A 14,952-nucleotide genomic window follows, 5' to 3' on the forward strand; every position below is an offset into this window, starting at 1 on the left:
ACATGCGCACGATCCTGCTGTCGGCAGCCTTGCTGGTCGCCGGCTGCCGGCAGGACATGGAGGACCAGCCGCGCTACGATCCGCTCGAAAGCAGCAACCAGTTCGCCGACGGCATGTCGGCGCGGGCGCCGGTCGAGGACACGGTCGCACGCGATGCCGATCTTTCGCCGGTACCCAACACGTTTCCCTATCCGGTCACGATGACGCTGCTGCGGCGAGGCCAGCAACGCTTCGACATCTTCTGTTCGCCTTGCCACGGCCGCGCCGGCGACGGCCACGGCATGATCGTCGAGCGGGGCTTTCCGGCGCCGCCGACCTATCACCAGGACGCGTTGCGCAAGGCGAGCGACAGGCATTTCTATGACGTCATCAGCAACGGCTATGGCGCCATGTATTCCTACGCGGCACGCGTCGCGCCTGCCGACCGCTGGGCGATCGTCGCCTATATCCGCGCCCTGCAATATTCGCGCGATGCACCAATTGTCGAACTGCCGGAAAGCCTCCGCGCCGAGCTCAATGTGGAGCCGGATCGATGATGCGGCTTGCCACCGAACGTTTGATTTTGCCGGCGCTTGCCATGGCCGCCGTCGGACTTGTGCTTTGCGCCACGGGATTGGCCTTCGACTTCAGAGCCATGTTGGCCGGCTGGCTGCCTGCGGCGCTCTTCCTGCTCGGCCTACCGCTCGGCGCGCTGACCATCCTGATGGTGCATGGGCTGACCGGCGGCCGCTGGGGCGAGGCAATCCGCCAGCCGCTGCGCGCTCTCGTCGCGACGCTGCCGCTGGCTTTGTTACTGCTGCTGCCGATTCTGCTCAGGCTCTACCTGGTCTTTCCCTGGGCGAGTGCCGACGCGGCTGCATTGCCCGAGACGGTGCGCCAGAAATTCTCTTATCTGAACGTTCCGTTCTTTTTGCTGCGCTTTGCCGCCTGCGCCGCGATCTGGCTGGTGCTGGCGTGGCGCGTGCTTAACTGGACAACGACCGATGGCGGCCACGGCGGCGCCGGCCGCGGCAAGGCCTATGCCGCTGGCTTGACTGCGCATGGGCTGGCTGTGACGATTTTTGCCATCGACTGGATGCTCTCGCTCGAGCCGGAGTTCTCCTCGACCATCTATGCGTTGCTGGAAGCGTCGGCCGAAGTCGTCGGCGCTTACGCTCTGGCAATGACGGTACTGTGTGTTAACCGCTCGATCGAGGTCATGGCGGGCGGCGAGGAGGATGTCGCGCTCAGCGAGGATTTGGCCAACATGCTGTTCGGCTTCGTGCTGCTGTGGACCTACCTATCGTTCATGCAATGGCTGGTGACCTGGGGCGGCGACCTGCCAAACGAGATCCGCTGGTACCTCATCCGCAGCAGCAATGGCTGGCAATATCTGCTCTGGCTGCTGGTTGCGCTGCAATTCGCGGTCCCCTTTGCCGGGCTGCTCAGCCGGGATCTGAAGCGCAGCCATGCCGGCCTGCTGTCGATCTGCGGCATCGTGCTGGCCGGCCACTATGTCGATGTCTTGTGGCGGATCAGACCGCCGCTGGCAGACGGCCGCGTGAGCGCATTCTGGTACGATCTTGCCGCGCTGGCAGGAGCCGGCGGTCTCTGGCTTGCGCTGCTGCTTTTCGTGCTTGGCGGGCCGGACCGGACCGGCCTCTGGCGCCGGAGGCCGGTCCATGGCTAGGCCGGCCCGCCATCCCGAAACGCGCGACGTCTGGCCGGGCGCGCTGCTTGCCTTCGCGGCCGGCCTGCTGCTGCTCCTGGCCGCAACAGTCATCGTCCTCGGGCTCGTCTTCGACACTAGGCCGTTCAGGCCGCTGCCGGGGCCATCATCGGTCGGCAACCGGGCCAGTCCAGCCTTGCAGCGCTTTCCAGAAGACGACCTCGCTGCCTTCCGCAAGGCGGAGGAGCAGGAGCTGAACAAGGTCGGCTGGGTCGACCGCACCGCCGGCATTGCCCGCATTCCGATCGAGGACGCCATGTGGGCGATCGTCAGCCATGGTTTGCCGAACTGGGGGCAGCCAGCGCCGGCCGCCGGCGACGACTGCCGATTGGTCGAGGCCGAGATACCGCGCGCGCCACAGGCCGCTCGCTGCCGGACCGCGCCAGGCCAGGGAGGCCGGCCGTGAAGGCCTGGCTAACCGCTTTTTCCCTTCTCGCGGCACTGCCGGCCATGGCCTTCGCACGCCCGGCCTTCGATCCCGAGATCGGCGCGCAGCTCAGCCTCGACCGGGTGTTTCGCGATGCGTCCGGCGAGCAGCGCACGATCGGCCAAATGCTTGCCGGCCGGCCGGCGCTGCTGATTTTCGGCTACGACAAATGCCCGAACCTTTGTGGTGTGACCCAACAGGCGGTCGCCTCGGATTTGAAAAAGACCTCGCTCGACCCCGACACCTATCGCGCTTTGTTCGTCTCGATCGATGCCGCCGACACGCCCGAAGATGCGGGCGATGCGCAAGCCACGGTCGCCGCGGCGGCCGACGCGAGGAACCTGTCGGCGTGGCGGTTCCTGACCAGCGCCGAAGGCGCCGGCGGCGCCCTTGCCGCGGAAGCCGGCATCAGTTTCGACACCCGCGCCCGGATCGACCAATTCGCCCATCCGATCGCGGTCATCGCGCTGACGCCAAAAGGCCGGATAGCGCAGGTGCTGCCGGCGCTGAGCTTCACGCCGCGCGATCTTGAGCTTGCCCTTGTCGAGGCATCTTCCGGCAGGCTCGGCTCGATCGCCGATCATGTCTTCCTGCTCTGCGCCGGCTTCGACGCGTCCAAGGGGCGATATACGCCGGCGATCTGGGCAGCGTTGAAGCTCGCCAGCATCGTGATGGTGGTGGGGTTGGCGACGGCCATACTGCTGCTGGCGCGCGGGAGGCGGGCGTGAGCTTCGGCATCCGGTTTTTCCCGCAGGAAGCCTCGTCCATCGCAGCCAGCGTCGATGCCTTGTTCTACACATTGCTGGCTTTCGCAGTCGCGCTCGGCCTGTTCCTGACCGCTCTCGTTGTCGGCTACGCCGTGAAATATCGTATCGGCTCCGCAGCCGACCGTACCGGGGCGCGTGCCCGCTGCCTGCCGCTGGAGATGACGTGGACCATTGCCAGCCTGGTGATGGCCTTCATCTTCTTCGGCTGGGGCGCAGTCCTTTTTGTCCGGCGCGACCGTCCGCCACCGGACGCCGTCGAGATCGCCGGCCTCGGCAAGCAATGGATGTGGGAATTCCGCCATCCCGGCGGCCAGCGTGAGATCAACGAGCTGCACGTGCCGGCTGGCAAGGCGGTGGTGGTGTCGCTGGTATCACAGGACGTCATCCACTCTTTCTACGTGCCGGCCCTTCGGGTCAAGCAGGATGCGGTGCCGGGGCGCACCACCAACCTCTGGTTCATTGCCACCGAACCAGGCCGCTACCATCTGTTTTGCGCCGAATATTGCGGCACCCAGCATTCCGAAATGGGCAGCTGGGTGACGGTGCTGGCGCCGGAGCAATATGCATCATGGCTCGGCAATCAAGGTGAAGGCGAAAGCCTCGCCGCGAGCGGCGGGAAACTGTTCCGCGCACTCGGCTGCTCCGGCTGTCACGGCAATTCCAGCAAGGTGCGGGCGCCCGGCCTCGATGGGGTTTTCGGCCAGCCGGTGGCGTTGGCCAACCGGCAGACGGTCATCGCCGACGATCGCTATCTGCGCGATTCGATCCTTGTCCCGAACAAGGAAATCGCCGCCGGCTACCAGCCGGTGATGCCGAGCTTCGACGGTCTCGTTGACGAAGCCGAACTGCAGATGCTGATGGCCTATCTCAAATCCCTATCACTCCAATCTCCCTCGTTCCCGGCGGCAAAAAGCGAGGCGCCGCAATGAGCTACGATTTGGCGTCGGCAAGCTATCTCGCAGAAGGTGCCGGGCCGCGCTCCTGGCTGCTGACAACCGACCACAAACGGGTGGCGTGGCTCTATTTCGTCTCGCTGACGGCCTTCTTCTTCCTCGGCGGAACCTTTGCCGTGCTGATGCGCATCGAGCTTGCGACGCCGGCCGGCGACCTGGTCTCCGACGACGTCTACAACCGGCTGTTTTCGCTGCACGGCATCATCATGGTGTGGTTTTTCCTGGTGCCGTCGATCCCGGCAACGCTCGGCAATTTCCTGCTGCCGCTGATGATCGGCGCGCGCGACCTCGCCTTTCCCCGGCTCAACCTGGCAAGCTGGTACGTCTTCATGTTCGGCAGCGTGTTCGCGCTCGCCTCGGTGGTATTGGGTGGCGTCGACACCGGCTGGACCTTCTACACGCCGCTGTCGACGCTCTATGCCAACGGGTTTGTCTCGACCGCGGCATTCGGCGTTTTCATCGTCGGCTTTTCGACGATCATGACCGGCATCAATTTCATCGTCACCATCCACACCTTGCGAGCGCCTGGCCTCACCTGGTTCCGGCTGCCGATCTTCGTCTGGACACTGTACGCCACCAGCCTGGTGATGGTGCTGGCGACGCCGGTGCTTGCAGCATCGCTGATCCTCATCGTGCTGGAGCGCGTCTTCGGCATCGGCATCTTCAATCCCGACCTCGGCGGCGATCCGCTGCTGTTCCAGCATCTGTTCTGGTTCTACTCGCACCCCGCTGTCTACATCATGATCCTGCCAGGCATGGGAGTAGTCTCGGAAGTGCTGCCTTGCTTTAGCCGCCGGCCGCTGTTCGGCTACAAGGCCGTCGCCCTGGCTTCGATGGCGATCGCCGTCTTCGGCTTTCTCGTCTGGGGCCACCACATGTTCGTCAGCGGGCAGTCGGCCTATGCCGGCGTGGTGTTTTCGTTCCTGTCCTTCTGCGTCGCGATCCCATCGGCGATAAAGGTCTTCAACTGGAGCCTGACGCTGCGCAAGGGCGAAATCAGCTTCGAGACGCCGATGCTTTATGCGCTGTTCTTCCTGGCATTGTTCACCTTCGGCGGGCTGGCCGGCCTTTTCCTTGCCGCGCTCGCCATCGACGTCCACGTTCACGACACCTATTTCGTCGTCGCCCATTTCCACTACATCATGGTCGGCGGCATGGTGACCGCCTACATGGCAGGGCTGCATTTCTGGTGGCCGAAACTCACCGGCCGAATGTATTCGGAGGTGTGGGGGCGTATAGCCGCGGCGGTCACCTTCATCGGCTTCAACCTGACCTTTTTTCCGCAATATGTGCTCGGCTTTCTGGGCATGCCGCGGCGCTACCATACCTATCCGCCGGAATTCGCTTTCTGGCACATCCTGTCGTCGGCTGGCGCCGTTGTGCTGGCGATCGGCTATCTGATGCCGCTCCTCTATTTGGCGTGGTCGCTGTTTCGAGGCGCGCGAGCCCCGGACAATCCGTGGCGGGCCACCGGGTTGGAATGGCAAACAAGCTCGCCGCCGCCGGCGCATAATTTCGATCGCATGCCGACCGTCACTAGGCCAGCCTACGACTATCCGATGAAAGGCCTGACGGAGAGACGGTCAGACCCGGTGGAGGATCTGGTTTGAAGTCACCAACGACAAGCATCGCCTTCGACCGGCCGACTCGCGAAACGGCTGCCGACAGCTTCGCCATGTGGGTGTTTATCGGCTCCGAGGCGATGCTGTTCGGCGCCATCCTGCTCGTCTTCATGTTTGCCCGGTTGAGTTATGGCGACGCCTTCGCCGGCGCGGCGAAGCATCTGTCGCTGCCATTGGGCGCGGCCAACACCGTCGTCCTGATCACCAGCAGTTTTGCCATGGCGCTTGCTCACATGTACACGGCCGCGCGGCGATGGCGCGCCGCTGGCTGGGCATTGGCTGCGACGGCGCTGCTCGGCGTCGTCTTCCTGGCGATCAAGGCGACGGAGTACGCCAGGGAATTCAGCGAAGGGCTGGCGCCGGTGCTCGGCGCGCCTTTCTTCTATAAGGGCCCGGATCCTGTTCATGCCGAATTCTTCTTCGGCCTCTATTTCGCGATGACGTCACTGCACGCCTTGCATCTGATTTGCGGCATAATCGTCATCGGCGGCATCCTCGCGCTGTGGCCACGCACGATCGAGGCCAGCCGGTTCCGGCGCGTGCAGGCAATCGGCCTCTATTGGCATTTCGTCGATATCGTCTGGGTCTTCCTGTTCCCCGTCCTCTATCTGATCAACAGATGAGCGAGCTCCGCAAACTCACGCTTGCTTATATCGGGCTTTTAGCCTTGCTGGCCCTGACCGTCGGCTCGTCCTTCCTCGCGCTCGGCGGCTGCAATTCGGCGCTCAATCTGGTGATCGCCGCGGCCAAGGCCGCCGTCATCGCCATCCTGTTCATGCATCTGGCCAGCGACGGCTTCCTGCCGCGTCTTGCGGTCGCTGCTGCCGGGTTTTGGCTGATGATCCTGTTCGGGCTGACGCTGATCGGACAATAGGCCGAAGCGGCGCACCTCGTGATGCCTTGCCTGCGCTCGGACCGGCCTCATACGGCCCGCTTTTGCCCGGCCGCCAGCGTAGAAATCTTTTGGCCGTGGCCGTTGAGTTGCCGGGCCTCGTCCTCGGCTGCGTCTTCAAGCTTGGCAACGAGCAGGTCCTTGAGATCGCCGACCTCTTCCTCGATGTCTTCGATGGGTACGCCGGCATCGGCAGCCTCTTCCTTGCATTCCCTGGCGAGGATTTCCGCCTCCCTTTCAAGCTTGATCGGAGGCGGCGGCACATGAACGTTTTCGTGGATCCAGTCCTGCAAGAATTCTATCGCACTATCACTCATGGCGCTCACCTATAGCGGCAACCTGTAGTGCACATTAACGTACGTGCTGCAAAATGGATGCTTGGCAACGCCGGATTTCGAATAGCGATACTTGACGATAGCGTGATCGCCCTAAGGGCTAGAGCTTCTGCAGCCAAATGGGATTATCGGCGTCGCGGAAATGCGGCTAGCCAGACAGTTGGAGCGGGATCATGCTGCCCTTAGGACGTGTTACGCCGCCGCGCCGGTGCTGCTCGATTAGGATCGCCTGACGGCCGAACATCGTCATCCGCAGCAGCCGGTCGTGCCGGCCACTCGGCGGCGCGGTCGGCGCGCATTTTGCGTTTATGCGCCATCCAGAACGGCAAGAGCTCAGCAAGAAAACTGTATATCGTGGTCTTCATCGGCATGCTCCGGACACGGGTTACAACTCGTGATCCCCGAGTTCCGTTCCGACAAAGAGTTGCGTTCCGACAAATCCGTCGCTTCTACAACTGCGATTCGATCGGCAGGCACCCAACCAGCGCTGCAACGATGCGCCGATAGAGACTGGCCTCCGGTTCACGCGAATATTGCCGCATCTCGCCATCCGCCATGCCGAGCCACCGCAAGGCGCCTTTGTCCAGGACCAGCTGATAGCTCGTCTGCGGTGACTTTTCGTGCTCGAACAGCCGGCGCAACTCCATCACCAGATTGGTATCATGGAAAAGCACGCCCATTTCCGCATTCAACGACACCGAACGCGGATCGAAATTGAAGGAGCCGACAAACCCGAGCGTATCGTCGACCGTGAAGGCCTTGGTGTGGAGGCTGGCTCCCTTTGAACCGAAAACGGAAATGTTGGCCTGGCGGTCGAAGGGCTGCAATTCGAAAAGCTGGATACCTTTTTTAAGCAGCTTGCGGCGGCATTTGGCATAGGCGCCGTGCACGGCGGCGACGTCCGTCGCGGCGAGCGAGTTGGTCAGGATTGCAACCTCGGCGCCACGATCCACCAGCTTCGACAGGATGGCCAACCCGGTGCGGCTGGGGATGAAATAGGGCGAGACAATTTCGAGGCGCTGCCTGGTCGCCGCGATAGCGGGAAGCAGCTCTTTGGTCAGCCAGTTCCTGCGCCTTTTGCCGCGCACCTTTTCCGGCGGATCGGAAATGACGCGAACGCCTTTGGTCCAGCAGACGTCGCTGTGCGCTGCAATGAACTCCGTGATCGTGCGCCAGGCACTGAGGCTGTTCAAAAGCTGGCCGTCCGCGGTCGCATCGAGATTGTCGAGGAAATCGGCGCGCGAGCCCACCGCAGCCGGGTTGAGCAGCTGGATCGGCTTTGCCGCCTCGCAATTCCAGAACGCCTCGAATATCTGCATCGTCTGCCCTACGGCAGGACCGAGAAGCAACAGGTCGAGATCGCGAAAATTCGTCTCCGCAGCGTCGAAATAGGCATCGCCGATATTTCTTCCGCCGACGATGGCCAAGCCCTCATCGGCGATCCAGGCCTTGTTGTGCATGCGGCGGGTCATCGCAAACAGCCGGGCGACCATCTCCAGCGTGCGAAAGATGCTGCCGTTCCTCATGCCGCTGGGGTTGAACAGCCTCAGCTCGATGTTCTTGTAGCTGTTGAGCGCCAGGTAAGCAGCGTCGCTGTTGCGCGGATTGATATCGTCCAGCAGCATGCGGACGCGGACACCGCGCTCCGCCGCCTTGACGACCTCCTGCATCAGCAGCCGGCCGCTATGGTCGTCGTGCCAGAGATAGTACATCAGGTCGAGGCTGCTTGTGGCACCGCGCGCGGCAAGGATTCGCGCGGCAAACGCGTCATAATTGTCGGCGATCAGCAGCAGCCCGCTATTGCCGGCAGCGATCTTGTCCCGGGCAAACCGCGAAATGGCTGTATCCATAAAGTGCACCGACAAACATCAGCGAAGCAAACCGTCTGAAATCTGACTAACAACCCTTCAGGTTCATTCTGGTTGCAGTCGCGGCTGCCGTATCGCGTCCAGGTTCAGCCGGGCCTTGATCGGCAGATGATCGGAAGCCCGCTGCGCCAGCGGCGTCTTGTGCACCTCGATGCTGGAAATCAGGTGCGGCGGCCTGGCCAGGATGCGGTCGAGCGCAAACAGCGGAAAGCGCGACGGAAAGCTCGGCAGAACCGCATCGATCGGACCGAAATGCGGCAGCAGGGCCAGCAGCGAAGACCTGTTGCGGACGCGCCATTCGTTGAGGTCGCCGAGCAGGATTGTTGGCCGCAGAACCGGGTGCGTGGCTTCGACCAGCGCGTTGGCCTGCTGCGAGCGCGACCGCCGCAGCAAGCCGAAATGTGCGGCTATGATCCGGAGGGAGACGCCCTTCAGTTCCAGGTCCGCGATAACCGCACCGCGCGGCTCGAGGCCGGGCAGCCGGATCTGGTTCACGCTTTCGACCACGCCGCGGCGTGCCAGGATCAGATTTCCGTGCCAGCCATGGCTGCGGCGGTTTTCCGGGACATGGGTGGGGACGAGGTCGCTGTCCCGCTCGAGCGCTGCGAGATCCAGCAAACCCTGCCTGCTTCCGGTTCTTTCGTCGGCCTCCTGCAAAGCAATGATGTCGGCGTCGAGTTCCTTAACCACGGCCGCGACCCGCTCCGGATCGAACCTGCCGTCGGTGCCGACGCATTTATGCACGTTGTAGGATGCGACCGTGGTGCACGAAATTTCATTGCCGGGTACCGTAAACCGCGGCACTTCCCTTCGCAGCGCAGCGCCAAGCGACCTTGGAAGGGTAGGCGATCGATCCAGCATGTTATCCATTTGCTGTTGAGTCGGTGAGTGGCGGCCATTGCGATTATGGCGCGTGCGGAGGTCTGAAACAACGACGACCTTGCAGAACCGTTCCACCATCCGGGCTCGGCGCGCCGGCGGTCTGGAACCCTGACGGGCAACAACACGTTTCGGAAAGGCAGCGCAGTCAACGGAGAAGTCGAATGCAGTCCTTAGCCGCAGATTCCGCCCCCCGCCCAGGCCCGCTCAGGATTGTCCCGTTCGATGGAACCGTGACCGTCCGGTTCTCCGATGCCATTATTGCGTCGAGCGAGCGGGCAAAGCTGCTCTATGAAGACGGCCATGATCCTGTTTTCTACATACCCTTCGAGGACATCTATTTCGACCTTCTGGAGAAGACGAACACGACGAGCCACAGCCCGCTGAAGGGCACGGCAAGCTATTGGCGGGTTCATGCGGTCGGTTCGTCGGCAGAAGACTTCATGTGGGCCTACGAGACGCCCGACACCCCGGCATTGGCGATCGCCCGCCACGGTGCGTTCGATCCCGGCAGGGCGCGGATCGAGGCCGATCCCGCGGAAGACAAGCGGCACACACCGCACGTCACCGAGTAGACCCACATCGGCGACAGCCGCCAGCGGTCCGTCAGCTCGCGAACTCTTCTCTGAGGATGCGCAGGCCGTCTTCGTATTTCGCCGTCGAGGCCCCGATCTGCCGTGCCTGCCATAGATTGTCGGCAAGATCGGCGCGCTTGACAGGCAACGCCAGCGGGTTGGCCGCAGCCCTGCGAACGAACGCGGCATCGTCCTCGTTCGGCAGCCGCGTCATGGCGTCGACGGCAGACACGATGGACGGCCCGAACCCGGCCGCCTCAAGCCGGTCGCGGTTCCAGCCGTCGCCTTTTTCGATGACGTCGTGAAGATAGGCGATAGCTTTCTGGTCGAGCGTTTCGACGGCATCGACGAGCCGGCGGCAATGTTCGATATATGGCCGCCCTGTCTTGTCCGTCTGCCCGGCATGAGCCTGTTCGGCGATTTTCGCTGCGCGATAAAGCACGCTCATTGGGTCGACCCCGTAACGAACAGAGCATGTCCTGGCGCACCAACGCGCCATCGTCGGTGCGAGTTCCTACGCGCCGCGGCACCCTGCTGCCTCACTTGCGAGCGGCGGGCGCGACGCGTCAGGACACGCGTTCAAAACTGTCGAGGCTGGTTCCAAAGGCGCGCCAGGCGGGCAGTTTCCTGGCTCGGGCCGGGGCACCTTCCTTTTCCGCCGACAAAGCGGCATCCGCAACGGTGTGCCACAGCATCTCCAGCTTCCCATCCCTGAGAATGCCGGTATAGCTCACCGCTGCGGCTCCGACCCGCCCTTCGGCCGCGCAAGTGAAGCCGATGACATCTCCATGGCAGGCTCCCAACAGCGGCAACGTCATGCCGAAAAAGGCGCTGTCCTCCAGCGCCGTCCTGAAGGTTCCGTTGATCCGTCCGCCCTCTTCGCTGGTCAGTTCGACCACCGACCCGTACTGGTTTTGCCAGATGCCCAGCCAACTCATCGCTGCTCCTCCTGATTGCCTCCATGGGGATTGTGCTGCCACACGGCCGCCAAGCCGCGGCGGGTGAAGCGGCCTTCAATCAGCCGCGATGCCAGCCGTCGACATCTGCACGAAGCGTAGCGGCGCTTCCAGCGTCCAGCTGATGCCGTGCCTGGCGAATTCCAGGCGGCCGGTGCCGCTGAGCGCCTGCGGCGTGACGCGTTTGAGCACAACCGTTCCGAACCCGCGTCGCGTGTTTTCATCCACCAATGGCCCGTCCAGTTCCCGCCAGACAAAGCGGAAGCCATCGCTGCCGTCGGCGGCTGGCGTCACGGTCCATTCGACCTCGACCCGTCCGTCATGGTGCGACAGCGCTCCGTGCTTTACCGAATTCGTGGCCAGCTCGTGAAAGGCAATGCCGAGATATTGCACCGCGTTCGGCTGCAGCATGATCATTGGCCCGCTCATCGACAGACGGGCCTGTGTCGCGAAGGCCTTGGTCTGGGCATGGATCAATTCGCCGATAGTCGCCCCACGCCATTCGGCATCGACCAGCAGATCGTGCGATTCCGATAGCGCCATGATGCGTTCCCGGACCTGTGAAAGGAAAGCCTCTGGCGTCCCCGCCAGCTTGCTGGTCTCGCGGATCATCGAGACGATCACCGAATATTGGTTTTTGACGCGGTGGTTCACTTCGCGCATGAGTGTGCGGATGCGCCGTTCGCTCTCCTTGTGCGGGCTGATGTCGCGCGCGATCTTGGAGGCGCCGATGATACGCCCGATGCCGTCGCGTATCGGCGAGATGGTGAGCGAAACCGGAACCAAGGTGCCGTCCTTGCGCTGCCGGATAGTCTCGTATGAAGGAATCCGTTCGCCGGCGCGAATGCGGCTGATGATCATGGCTTCCTCATCCAGGTGGTCGGCCGGGATGAGGATCGTCACCGGGCGCCCGATCGCCTCGGCGGGCGTATAGCCGAACAGGCGTTGTGCCGCGTCGTTCCAGCTGGTGATAATGCCGTTCAGGTCTTTGGACACGATGGCGTCCATCGAGGATTCGACGATGGCAGCGAGCCTTATGCCGGCGTCGTCGGCCAGCGTCTGCACGCGCAGGTCGAGCAGGGTGTTGATGGCGCCGACAACCTCGCCGACTTCATTGCGAAGCAGGACCGGATGCGCACTGAACGGGATGAGTTGGCCGTCCGGCCGCTCGGCGATGGCCCGGCCCCCACGAACGTCCCGCTCCTCGAGCAAGGCAACGGCCATTGGACACTCGTCATGCGCCATCGGTCGCCCGTCGAGGTGGCGAAGCTTCCATGACCCGCACCAGCGATCCTGGCCGATAACCGGACGATATCCCCAGAGATCGGCAGCGGCTTCGTTGAAGAAGGTGATGTAGCCTTGTTTGTCGGTGGTGTAGACGGCCACAGGCAACGCCTGCATCAGATCGGCGGAGGAAACTTGCGGGATCCCGCCAGTCCTTAGTTCAACGACGTCCACCAGTCCCCCGCTCCGCTTGGCTTGCCGACGGATTGCTACGTCATCTAAATGCGCGCGAGCGTTTTCGGTTCCGTTCGATCCGCTTTCGGACATTCAGGCTGATTTGCGTTTCGGGGCCGTTCTCGGCTTTTTGCTGGGAGCCTTGCCGCCTTCCTGCGCCAGGCTTTTGCGCAGAACATCGGCGAGATTGATGACGTTCGTCTTGGGCTCGGGTGCCGACTTGGGCGGTTTCTTGCCCTTGCGCTTGGCCTCGATCATTGCAACCAGCGCCTGTTCATAAGTGTCTTCGAACTTCGACGGGTCGAATTTGGCGGGCTTCTTGTCGATCAGCAGTTGCGCGATTTCCAGCATCTCGGGATCGACCTTGCGAGCCTTCAGCCCTTCGAACACCGCGTCCGCCGCGACCACTTCATTGTGGTTGCGTAATTCCGTCATCAGCATGCCCTTGCCCAGCGGCTGGATCAGCACCTCTCGGCCTCGCTGGTACAGCACGACGCAGGAGCGGGCTGCCACTTTCTTCCTGGCCATGGCGTCCCGGATCACCGCGAAAGCCTCCGTGGAGGGCGCATCGGCCGGAACGAGATAGTAGGGTTTTTCGAGGTAGCGTGCGTCGATTTCGGCGGCAGGCACGAACTCGCCGATCTCGAGCGTATGCTGCGATACCATCTTCAGTTTCTTGATTTCGTCCGGCTCTATATGGATGAACTCACCCTTTTCGACCTCATAGCCTTTTACCTGCTCGGCCGCCTCGACCGTGTCGCCGGTCTCCTCGTCTAGATAGGCGCTCTTGACCGGGAGACCGTCCTTGCGGTTCAGAATCCTGAAATGCACTTTCTCGGCCTCGCTGACGGCACCGATGATCTTGACGCCACAGGAAACCGATCCGACTTTCATAAAGCCCTTCCAGGCAGCTCGCGGCGTCGCCATGTCGATCACTCATTTGTCGAACGGACGGAACGGCTGCGAGCCGAAATCGTTCCGCCATGGCAGGCTGTTCCATATGCCGGCCCGGACGTTCGTTTCAGTTTCGTCAGGGGAATAGCGGGATGGCCCAACGCAGCGCAGGATTGCTCATCTTTCGCCGAAGGGAAGGACATCTCCAGGTCTTGCTGGTGCATCCGGGCGGACCATTCTGGGCGAAGAAGGACGACGGCGCATGGTCGATCCCGAAGGGCTTGGTCGACGAGAACGAGGACGACCTGGCGGCAGCAAAACGCGAGGCCGAAGAGGAGCTAGGCGTCGCCATCGATGGCGTTTTCGAACACCTTGGCAGCTACAGGCAGCCGGGCGGCAAGCTCGTCATCGCATGGTGCGTCGAGGCGGATTTCGACAGCGACGCCATCAACAGCAACACCTTCGTCATGGAATGGCCGCCAAGGTCCGGCTCGATGAAGGAATTTGCCGAAGTCGACAGAGCGGGCTGGTTCTCCCTGCCTGAAGCCAACCTCAAGATCCTGAAAGGCCAGCGCGCCATGCTGGCGGAGTTTGCCGGTCGGCATGGCGACGGATGAATTTGTTTCAGCCCAGTTCTTAAGGGCAGTGCTCGGGCTTCCTCACCGCTCTGCTTTAAGCGCGTTGCGGCCGCAGCGTGCGCAACGTGATCGAATAGCGGTGCTCGGCAACCGGCGGAATGCTGTGCTCCCATTCGTTGCGCGCGGCGCCCGTCATCAGATAGGCCGATCTTGGCTCGACGGTGACCGTCTTGCGGTCCCATCGGGTGCCGTTTTTCCGGCGCAGGCGGAAGCTGCAGGCGGCCAGCAGCGAAACGCCGGCGACCGCCTCGAAATGAGGCTTGTCGCGGTGCCAGCCGATACCGGCGCCCGGCCGGTACTCGTTGATCAGCACCTGCACGAAGGTTTCGGCGGGCAAGCGGGCAAAGCCTGCAACCTTTTCCCTGAGCGGCAGCAGAAAGCCGGGTATCGGCGGTGCCTCGACGACTTCGCCCCGGTCGTAATCATAACGCTGCCCAAAACCGACCACCCGCCGGTTTGCCAGATGGCCATAGAAGTCGAAGGGCTGAAAAGGCAGGGTTGCGAGCTGGCTCGCCAACGCTGCCTCCTCGTCCGGCGTGATCAGTTCGGGCTGGTAGCGGAATCCTTCCGGCAGGTCGTCGGCGGCGGCAAAGAGATCGCCCTGGCGGGCTGCAGCCGATGTCTTGAGCGGTGGCATCAACCGTATTTGGTGAAGCCGGCCCGTAGCGGCAAGGCTACTTCGGCAGGAAGGAACCTCGCTCTCCGTGCAGGGTTATTCACACGACGGCGTGGATTGGACCTGTTGAGAATGCCTTCAACTGCGATCAGAAGCATCGATTACCAGCCGGCGACGAGGGTACTCTCCGTATGGTTCGTCCCGAGCGGAAACCGCTATGATTACGAGGACGTGCCGCCGCAGGTCCACGCGGCATTCCGCAAAGCCTCGTCGAAGGGCCGGTTCTTCAACGCGCATATTCGCGACCGGTACAAATACCATCTGGTCGAGCAGAGCCATTCGAGCTGAGCCGAGGCCATCCGCC

General features: G+C 62.7%; 19 protein-coding genes. 11 read left to right on the forward strand and 8 right to left on the reverse strand.

The window, feature by feature from the left end; genetic code table 11:
* The first annotated feature begins 2 nt into the window (after positions 1-2).
* Genes NKI08_RS11500 through NKI08_RS11535 form a run of 8 tightly spaced genes read left to right on the forward strand, consistent with a single transcriptional unit; the run spans position 3 to position 6,351 of the window.
* Entirely contained in the window at positions 3-536 is a 534-nt protein-coding gene (locus tag NKI08_RS11500) for a c-type cytochrome (protein WP_352769657.1), read from the forward strand.
* Positions 533-1,669, forward strand: a complete 1,137-nt coding sequence (locus NKI08_RS11505; RefSeq protein ID WP_352769248.1) for a hypothetical protein — start codon at positions 533-535, stop codon at positions 1,667-1,669. The genes NKI08_RS11500 and NKI08_RS11505 overlap by 4 nt, the downstream gene beginning before the upstream one ends.
* Positions 1,662-2,114: a hypothetical protein gene (locus NKI08_RS11510; RefSeq protein WP_352769254.1), complete on the forward strand. Its 453-nt coding sequence runs from the start codon at positions 1,662-1,664 to the stop codon at positions 2,112-2,114. The genes NKI08_RS11505 and NKI08_RS11510 overlap by 8 nt, the downstream gene beginning before the upstream one ends.
* Positions 2,111-2,863: an SCO family protein gene (locus NKI08_RS11515; protein ID WP_352769257.1), complete on the forward strand. Its 753-nt coding sequence runs from the start codon at positions 2,111-2,113 to the stop codon at positions 2,861-2,863. The genes NKI08_RS11510 and NKI08_RS11515 overlap by 4 nt, the downstream gene beginning before the upstream one ends.
* Positions 2,860-3,831, forward strand: coding sequence for a cytochrome c oxidase subunit II (coxB, locus tag NKI08_RS11520; protein WP_352769260.1), 972 nt, complete (start codon positions 2,860-2,862; stop codon positions 3,829-3,831). The genes NKI08_RS11515 and coxB overlap by 4 nt, the downstream gene beginning before the upstream one ends.
* Complete coding sequence (gene ctaD / locus NKI08_RS11525) at positions 3,828-5,465, forward strand: cytochrome c oxidase subunit I (RefSeq protein ID WP_352769263.1); 1,638 nt, start codon at positions 3,828-3,830, stop codon at positions 5,463-5,465. The genes coxB and ctaD overlap by 4 nt, the downstream gene beginning before the upstream one ends.
* Positions 5,462-6,100 (forward strand): cytochrome c oxidase subunit 3, encoded by a 639-nt coding sequence (locus NKI08_RS11530; protein WP_352769266.1) that lies wholly within the window; start codon positions 5,462-5,464, stop codon positions 6,098-6,100. Before ctaD ends, NKI08_RS11530 begins: the two co-directional genes overlap by 4 nt.
* Positions 6,097-6,351 (forward strand): cytochrome C oxidase subunit IV family protein, encoded by a 255-nt coding sequence (locus NKI08_RS11535; protein WP_352769268.1) that lies wholly within the window; start codon positions 6,097-6,099, stop codon positions 6,349-6,351. Before NKI08_RS11530 ends, NKI08_RS11535 begins: the two co-directional genes overlap by 4 nt.
* A 47-nt stretch (positions 6,352-6,398) precedes the next feature.
* Here the strand turns inward: NKI08_RS11535 and NKI08_RS11540 are convergent, their stop codons facing one another.
* The 3 genes from NKI08_RS11540 to NKI08_RS11550 all read right to left on the reverse strand — a co-directional run bounded on the left by NKI08_RS11540 (position 6,399) and on the right by NKI08_RS11550 (position 9,433).
* On the reverse strand, positions 6,399-6,686 hold the full coding sequence (locus NKI08_RS11540; RefSeq protein WP_352449563.1) for a hypothetical protein: 288 nt from the start codon (positions 6,684-6,686) through the stop codon (positions 6,399-6,401).
* Positions 6,687-7,153: 467 nt separating this feature from the next.
* Positions 7,154-8,554 carry a phospholipase D family protein gene (locus tag NKI08_RS11545; protein ID WP_352769271.1) on the reverse strand — a complete coding sequence of 467 codons (1,401 nt, stop codon included), beginning with the start codon at positions 8,552-8,554 and terminating at the stop codon, positions 7,154-7,156.
* 63 nt (positions 8,555-8,617) lie between these two features.
* Complete coding sequence (locus NKI08_RS11550; RefSeq protein ID WP_502899431.1) at positions 8,618-9,433, reverse strand: endonuclease/exonuclease/phosphatase family protein; 816 nt, start codon at positions 9,431-9,433, stop codon at positions 8,618-8,620.
* Positions 9,434-9,615: 182 nt separating this feature from the next.
* On the opposite strand from NKI08_RS11550, the gene NKI08_RS11555 reads away from it, so the two are divergent.
* Positions 9,616-10,026, forward strand: a complete 411-nt coding sequence (locus NKI08_RS11555) for a DUF427 domain-containing protein (protein ID WP_352769276.1) — start codon at positions 9,616-9,618, stop codon at positions 10,024-10,026.
* A gap of 31 nt (positions 10,027-10,057) precedes the next feature.
* Here the strand turns inward: NKI08_RS11555 and NKI08_RS11560 are convergent, their stop codons facing one another.
* The 4 genes from NKI08_RS11560 to ku form a co-directional block, all read right to left on the reverse strand.
* Positions 10,058-10,474, reverse strand: a complete 417-nt coding sequence (locus tag NKI08_RS11560; RefSeq protein ID WP_352473064.1) for an HD domain-containing protein — start codon at positions 10,472-10,474, stop codon at positions 10,058-10,060.
* Positions 10,475-10,592: 118 nt separating this feature from the next.
* A complete protein-coding gene (locus NKI08_RS11565) occupies positions 10,593-10,964 on the reverse strand; it encodes an avidin/streptavidin family protein (RefSeq protein WP_352473062.1) in 372 nt (123 codons plus the stop codon).
* A 75-nt stretch (positions 10,965-11,039) separates the two neighbouring features.
* Entirely contained in the window at positions 11,040-12,440 is a 1,401-nt protein-coding gene (locus NKI08_RS11570; RefSeq protein ID WP_352769279.1) for a PAS domain-containing HWE histidine kinase family protein, read from the reverse strand.
* A gap of 93 nt (positions 12,441-12,533) precedes the next feature.
* Entirely contained in the window at positions 12,534-13,367 is an 834-nt protein-coding gene (ku, locus tag NKI08_RS11575; protein ID WP_352769281.1) for a non-homologous end joining protein Ku, read from the reverse strand.
* A gap of 119 nt (positions 13,368-13,486) precedes the next feature.
* Here ku and NKI08_RS11580 point away from each other — a divergent pair, with 119 nt between their 5' ends.
* Positions 13,487-13,951, forward strand: a complete 465-nt coding sequence (locus tag NKI08_RS11580; protein ID WP_352501155.1) for an NUDIX hydrolase — start codon at positions 13,487-13,489, stop codon at positions 13,949-13,951.
* Between the two features lie 55 nt (positions 13,952-14,006).
* Here the strand turns inward: NKI08_RS11580 and NKI08_RS11585 are convergent, their stop codons facing one another.
* Positions 14,007-14,609, reverse strand: a complete 603-nt coding sequence (locus NKI08_RS11585) for an alpha-ketoglutarate-dependent dioxygenase AlkB (RefSeq protein WP_352769285.1) — start codon at positions 14,607-14,609, stop codon at positions 14,007-14,009.
* A 111-nt stretch (positions 14,610-14,720) separates the two neighbouring features.
* On the opposite strand from NKI08_RS11585, the gene NKI08_RS11590 reads away from it, so the two are divergent.
* Positions 14,721-14,936 (forward strand): KTSC domain-containing protein, encoded by a 216-nt coding sequence (locus NKI08_RS11590; protein WP_352473055.1) that lies wholly within the window; start codon positions 14,721-14,723, stop codon positions 14,934-14,936.
* Positions 14,937-14,952 lie beyond the last annotated feature (16 nt).

The organism is Mesorhizobium sp. M0768, assembly GCF_040320195.1.
GTDB lineage: Bacteria > Pseudomonadota > Alphaproteobacteria > Rhizobiales > Rhizobiaceae > Mesorhizobium.

Bases quoted from the DNA above. Each gene is read 5' to 3' on its own strand.
- NKI08_RS11500 (WP_352769657.1), top strand. From the start codon at position 3: ATGCGCACGATCCTGCTGTCGGCAGCCTTGCTGGTCGCCGGCTGCCGG.
- NKI08_RS11505 (WP_352769248.1), top strand. From the start codon at position 533: ATGATGCGGCTTGCCACCGAACGTTTGATTTTGCCGGCGCTTGCCATG.
- NKI08_RS11510 (WP_352769254.1), top strand. From the start codon at position 1,662: ATGGCTAGGCCGGCCCGCCATCCCGAAACGCGCGACGTCTGGCCGGGC.
- ctaD (WP_352769263.1), top strand. From the start codon at position 3,828: ATGAGCTACGATTTGGCGTCGGCAAGCTATCTCGCAGAAGGTGCCGGG.
- NKI08_RS11535 (WP_352769268.1), top strand. From the start codon at position 6,097: ATGAGCGAGCTCCGCAAACTCACGCTTGCTTATATCGGGCTTTTAGCC.
- NKI08_RS11540 (WP_352449563.1), bottom strand. From the start codon at position 6,686: ATGAGTGATAGTGCGATAGAATTCTTGCAGGACTGGATCCACGAAAAC.
- NKI08_RS11545 (WP_352769271.1), bottom strand. From the start codon at position 8,554: ATGGATACAGCCATTTCGCGGTTTGCCCGGGACAAGATCGCTGCCGGC.
- NKI08_RS11550 (WP_502899431.1), bottom strand. From the start codon at position 9,433: ATGCTGGATCGATCGCCTACCCTTCCAAGGTCGCTTGGCGCTGCGCTG.
- NKI08_RS11555 (WP_352769276.1), top strand. From the start codon at position 9,616: ATGCAGTCCTTAGCCGCAGATTCCGCCCCCCGCCCAGGCCCGCTCAGG.
- NKI08_RS11560 (WP_352473064.1), bottom strand. From the start codon at position 10,474: ATGAGCGTGCTTTATCGCGCAGCGAAAATCGCCGAACAGGCTCATGCC.
- NKI08_RS11565 (WP_352473062.1), bottom strand. From the start codon at position 10,964: ATGAGTTGGCTGGGCATCTGGCAAAACCAGTACGGGTCGGTGGTCGAA.
- ku (WP_352769281.1), bottom strand. From the start codon at position 13,367: ATGGCGACGCCGCGAGCTGCCTGGAAGGGCTTTATGAAAGTCGGATCG.
- NKI08_RS11580 (WP_352501155.1), top strand. From the start codon at position 13,487: ATGGCCCAACGCAGCGCAGGATTGCTCATCTTTCGCCGAAGGGAAGGA.
- NKI08_RS11585 (WP_352769285.1), bottom strand. From the start codon at position 14,609: ATGCCACCGCTCAAGACATCGGCTGCAGCCCGCCAGGGCGATCTCTTT.
- NKI08_RS11590 (WP_352473055.1), top strand. From the start codon at position 14,721: ATGCCTTCAACTGCGATCAGAAGCATCGATTACCAGCCGGCGACGAGG.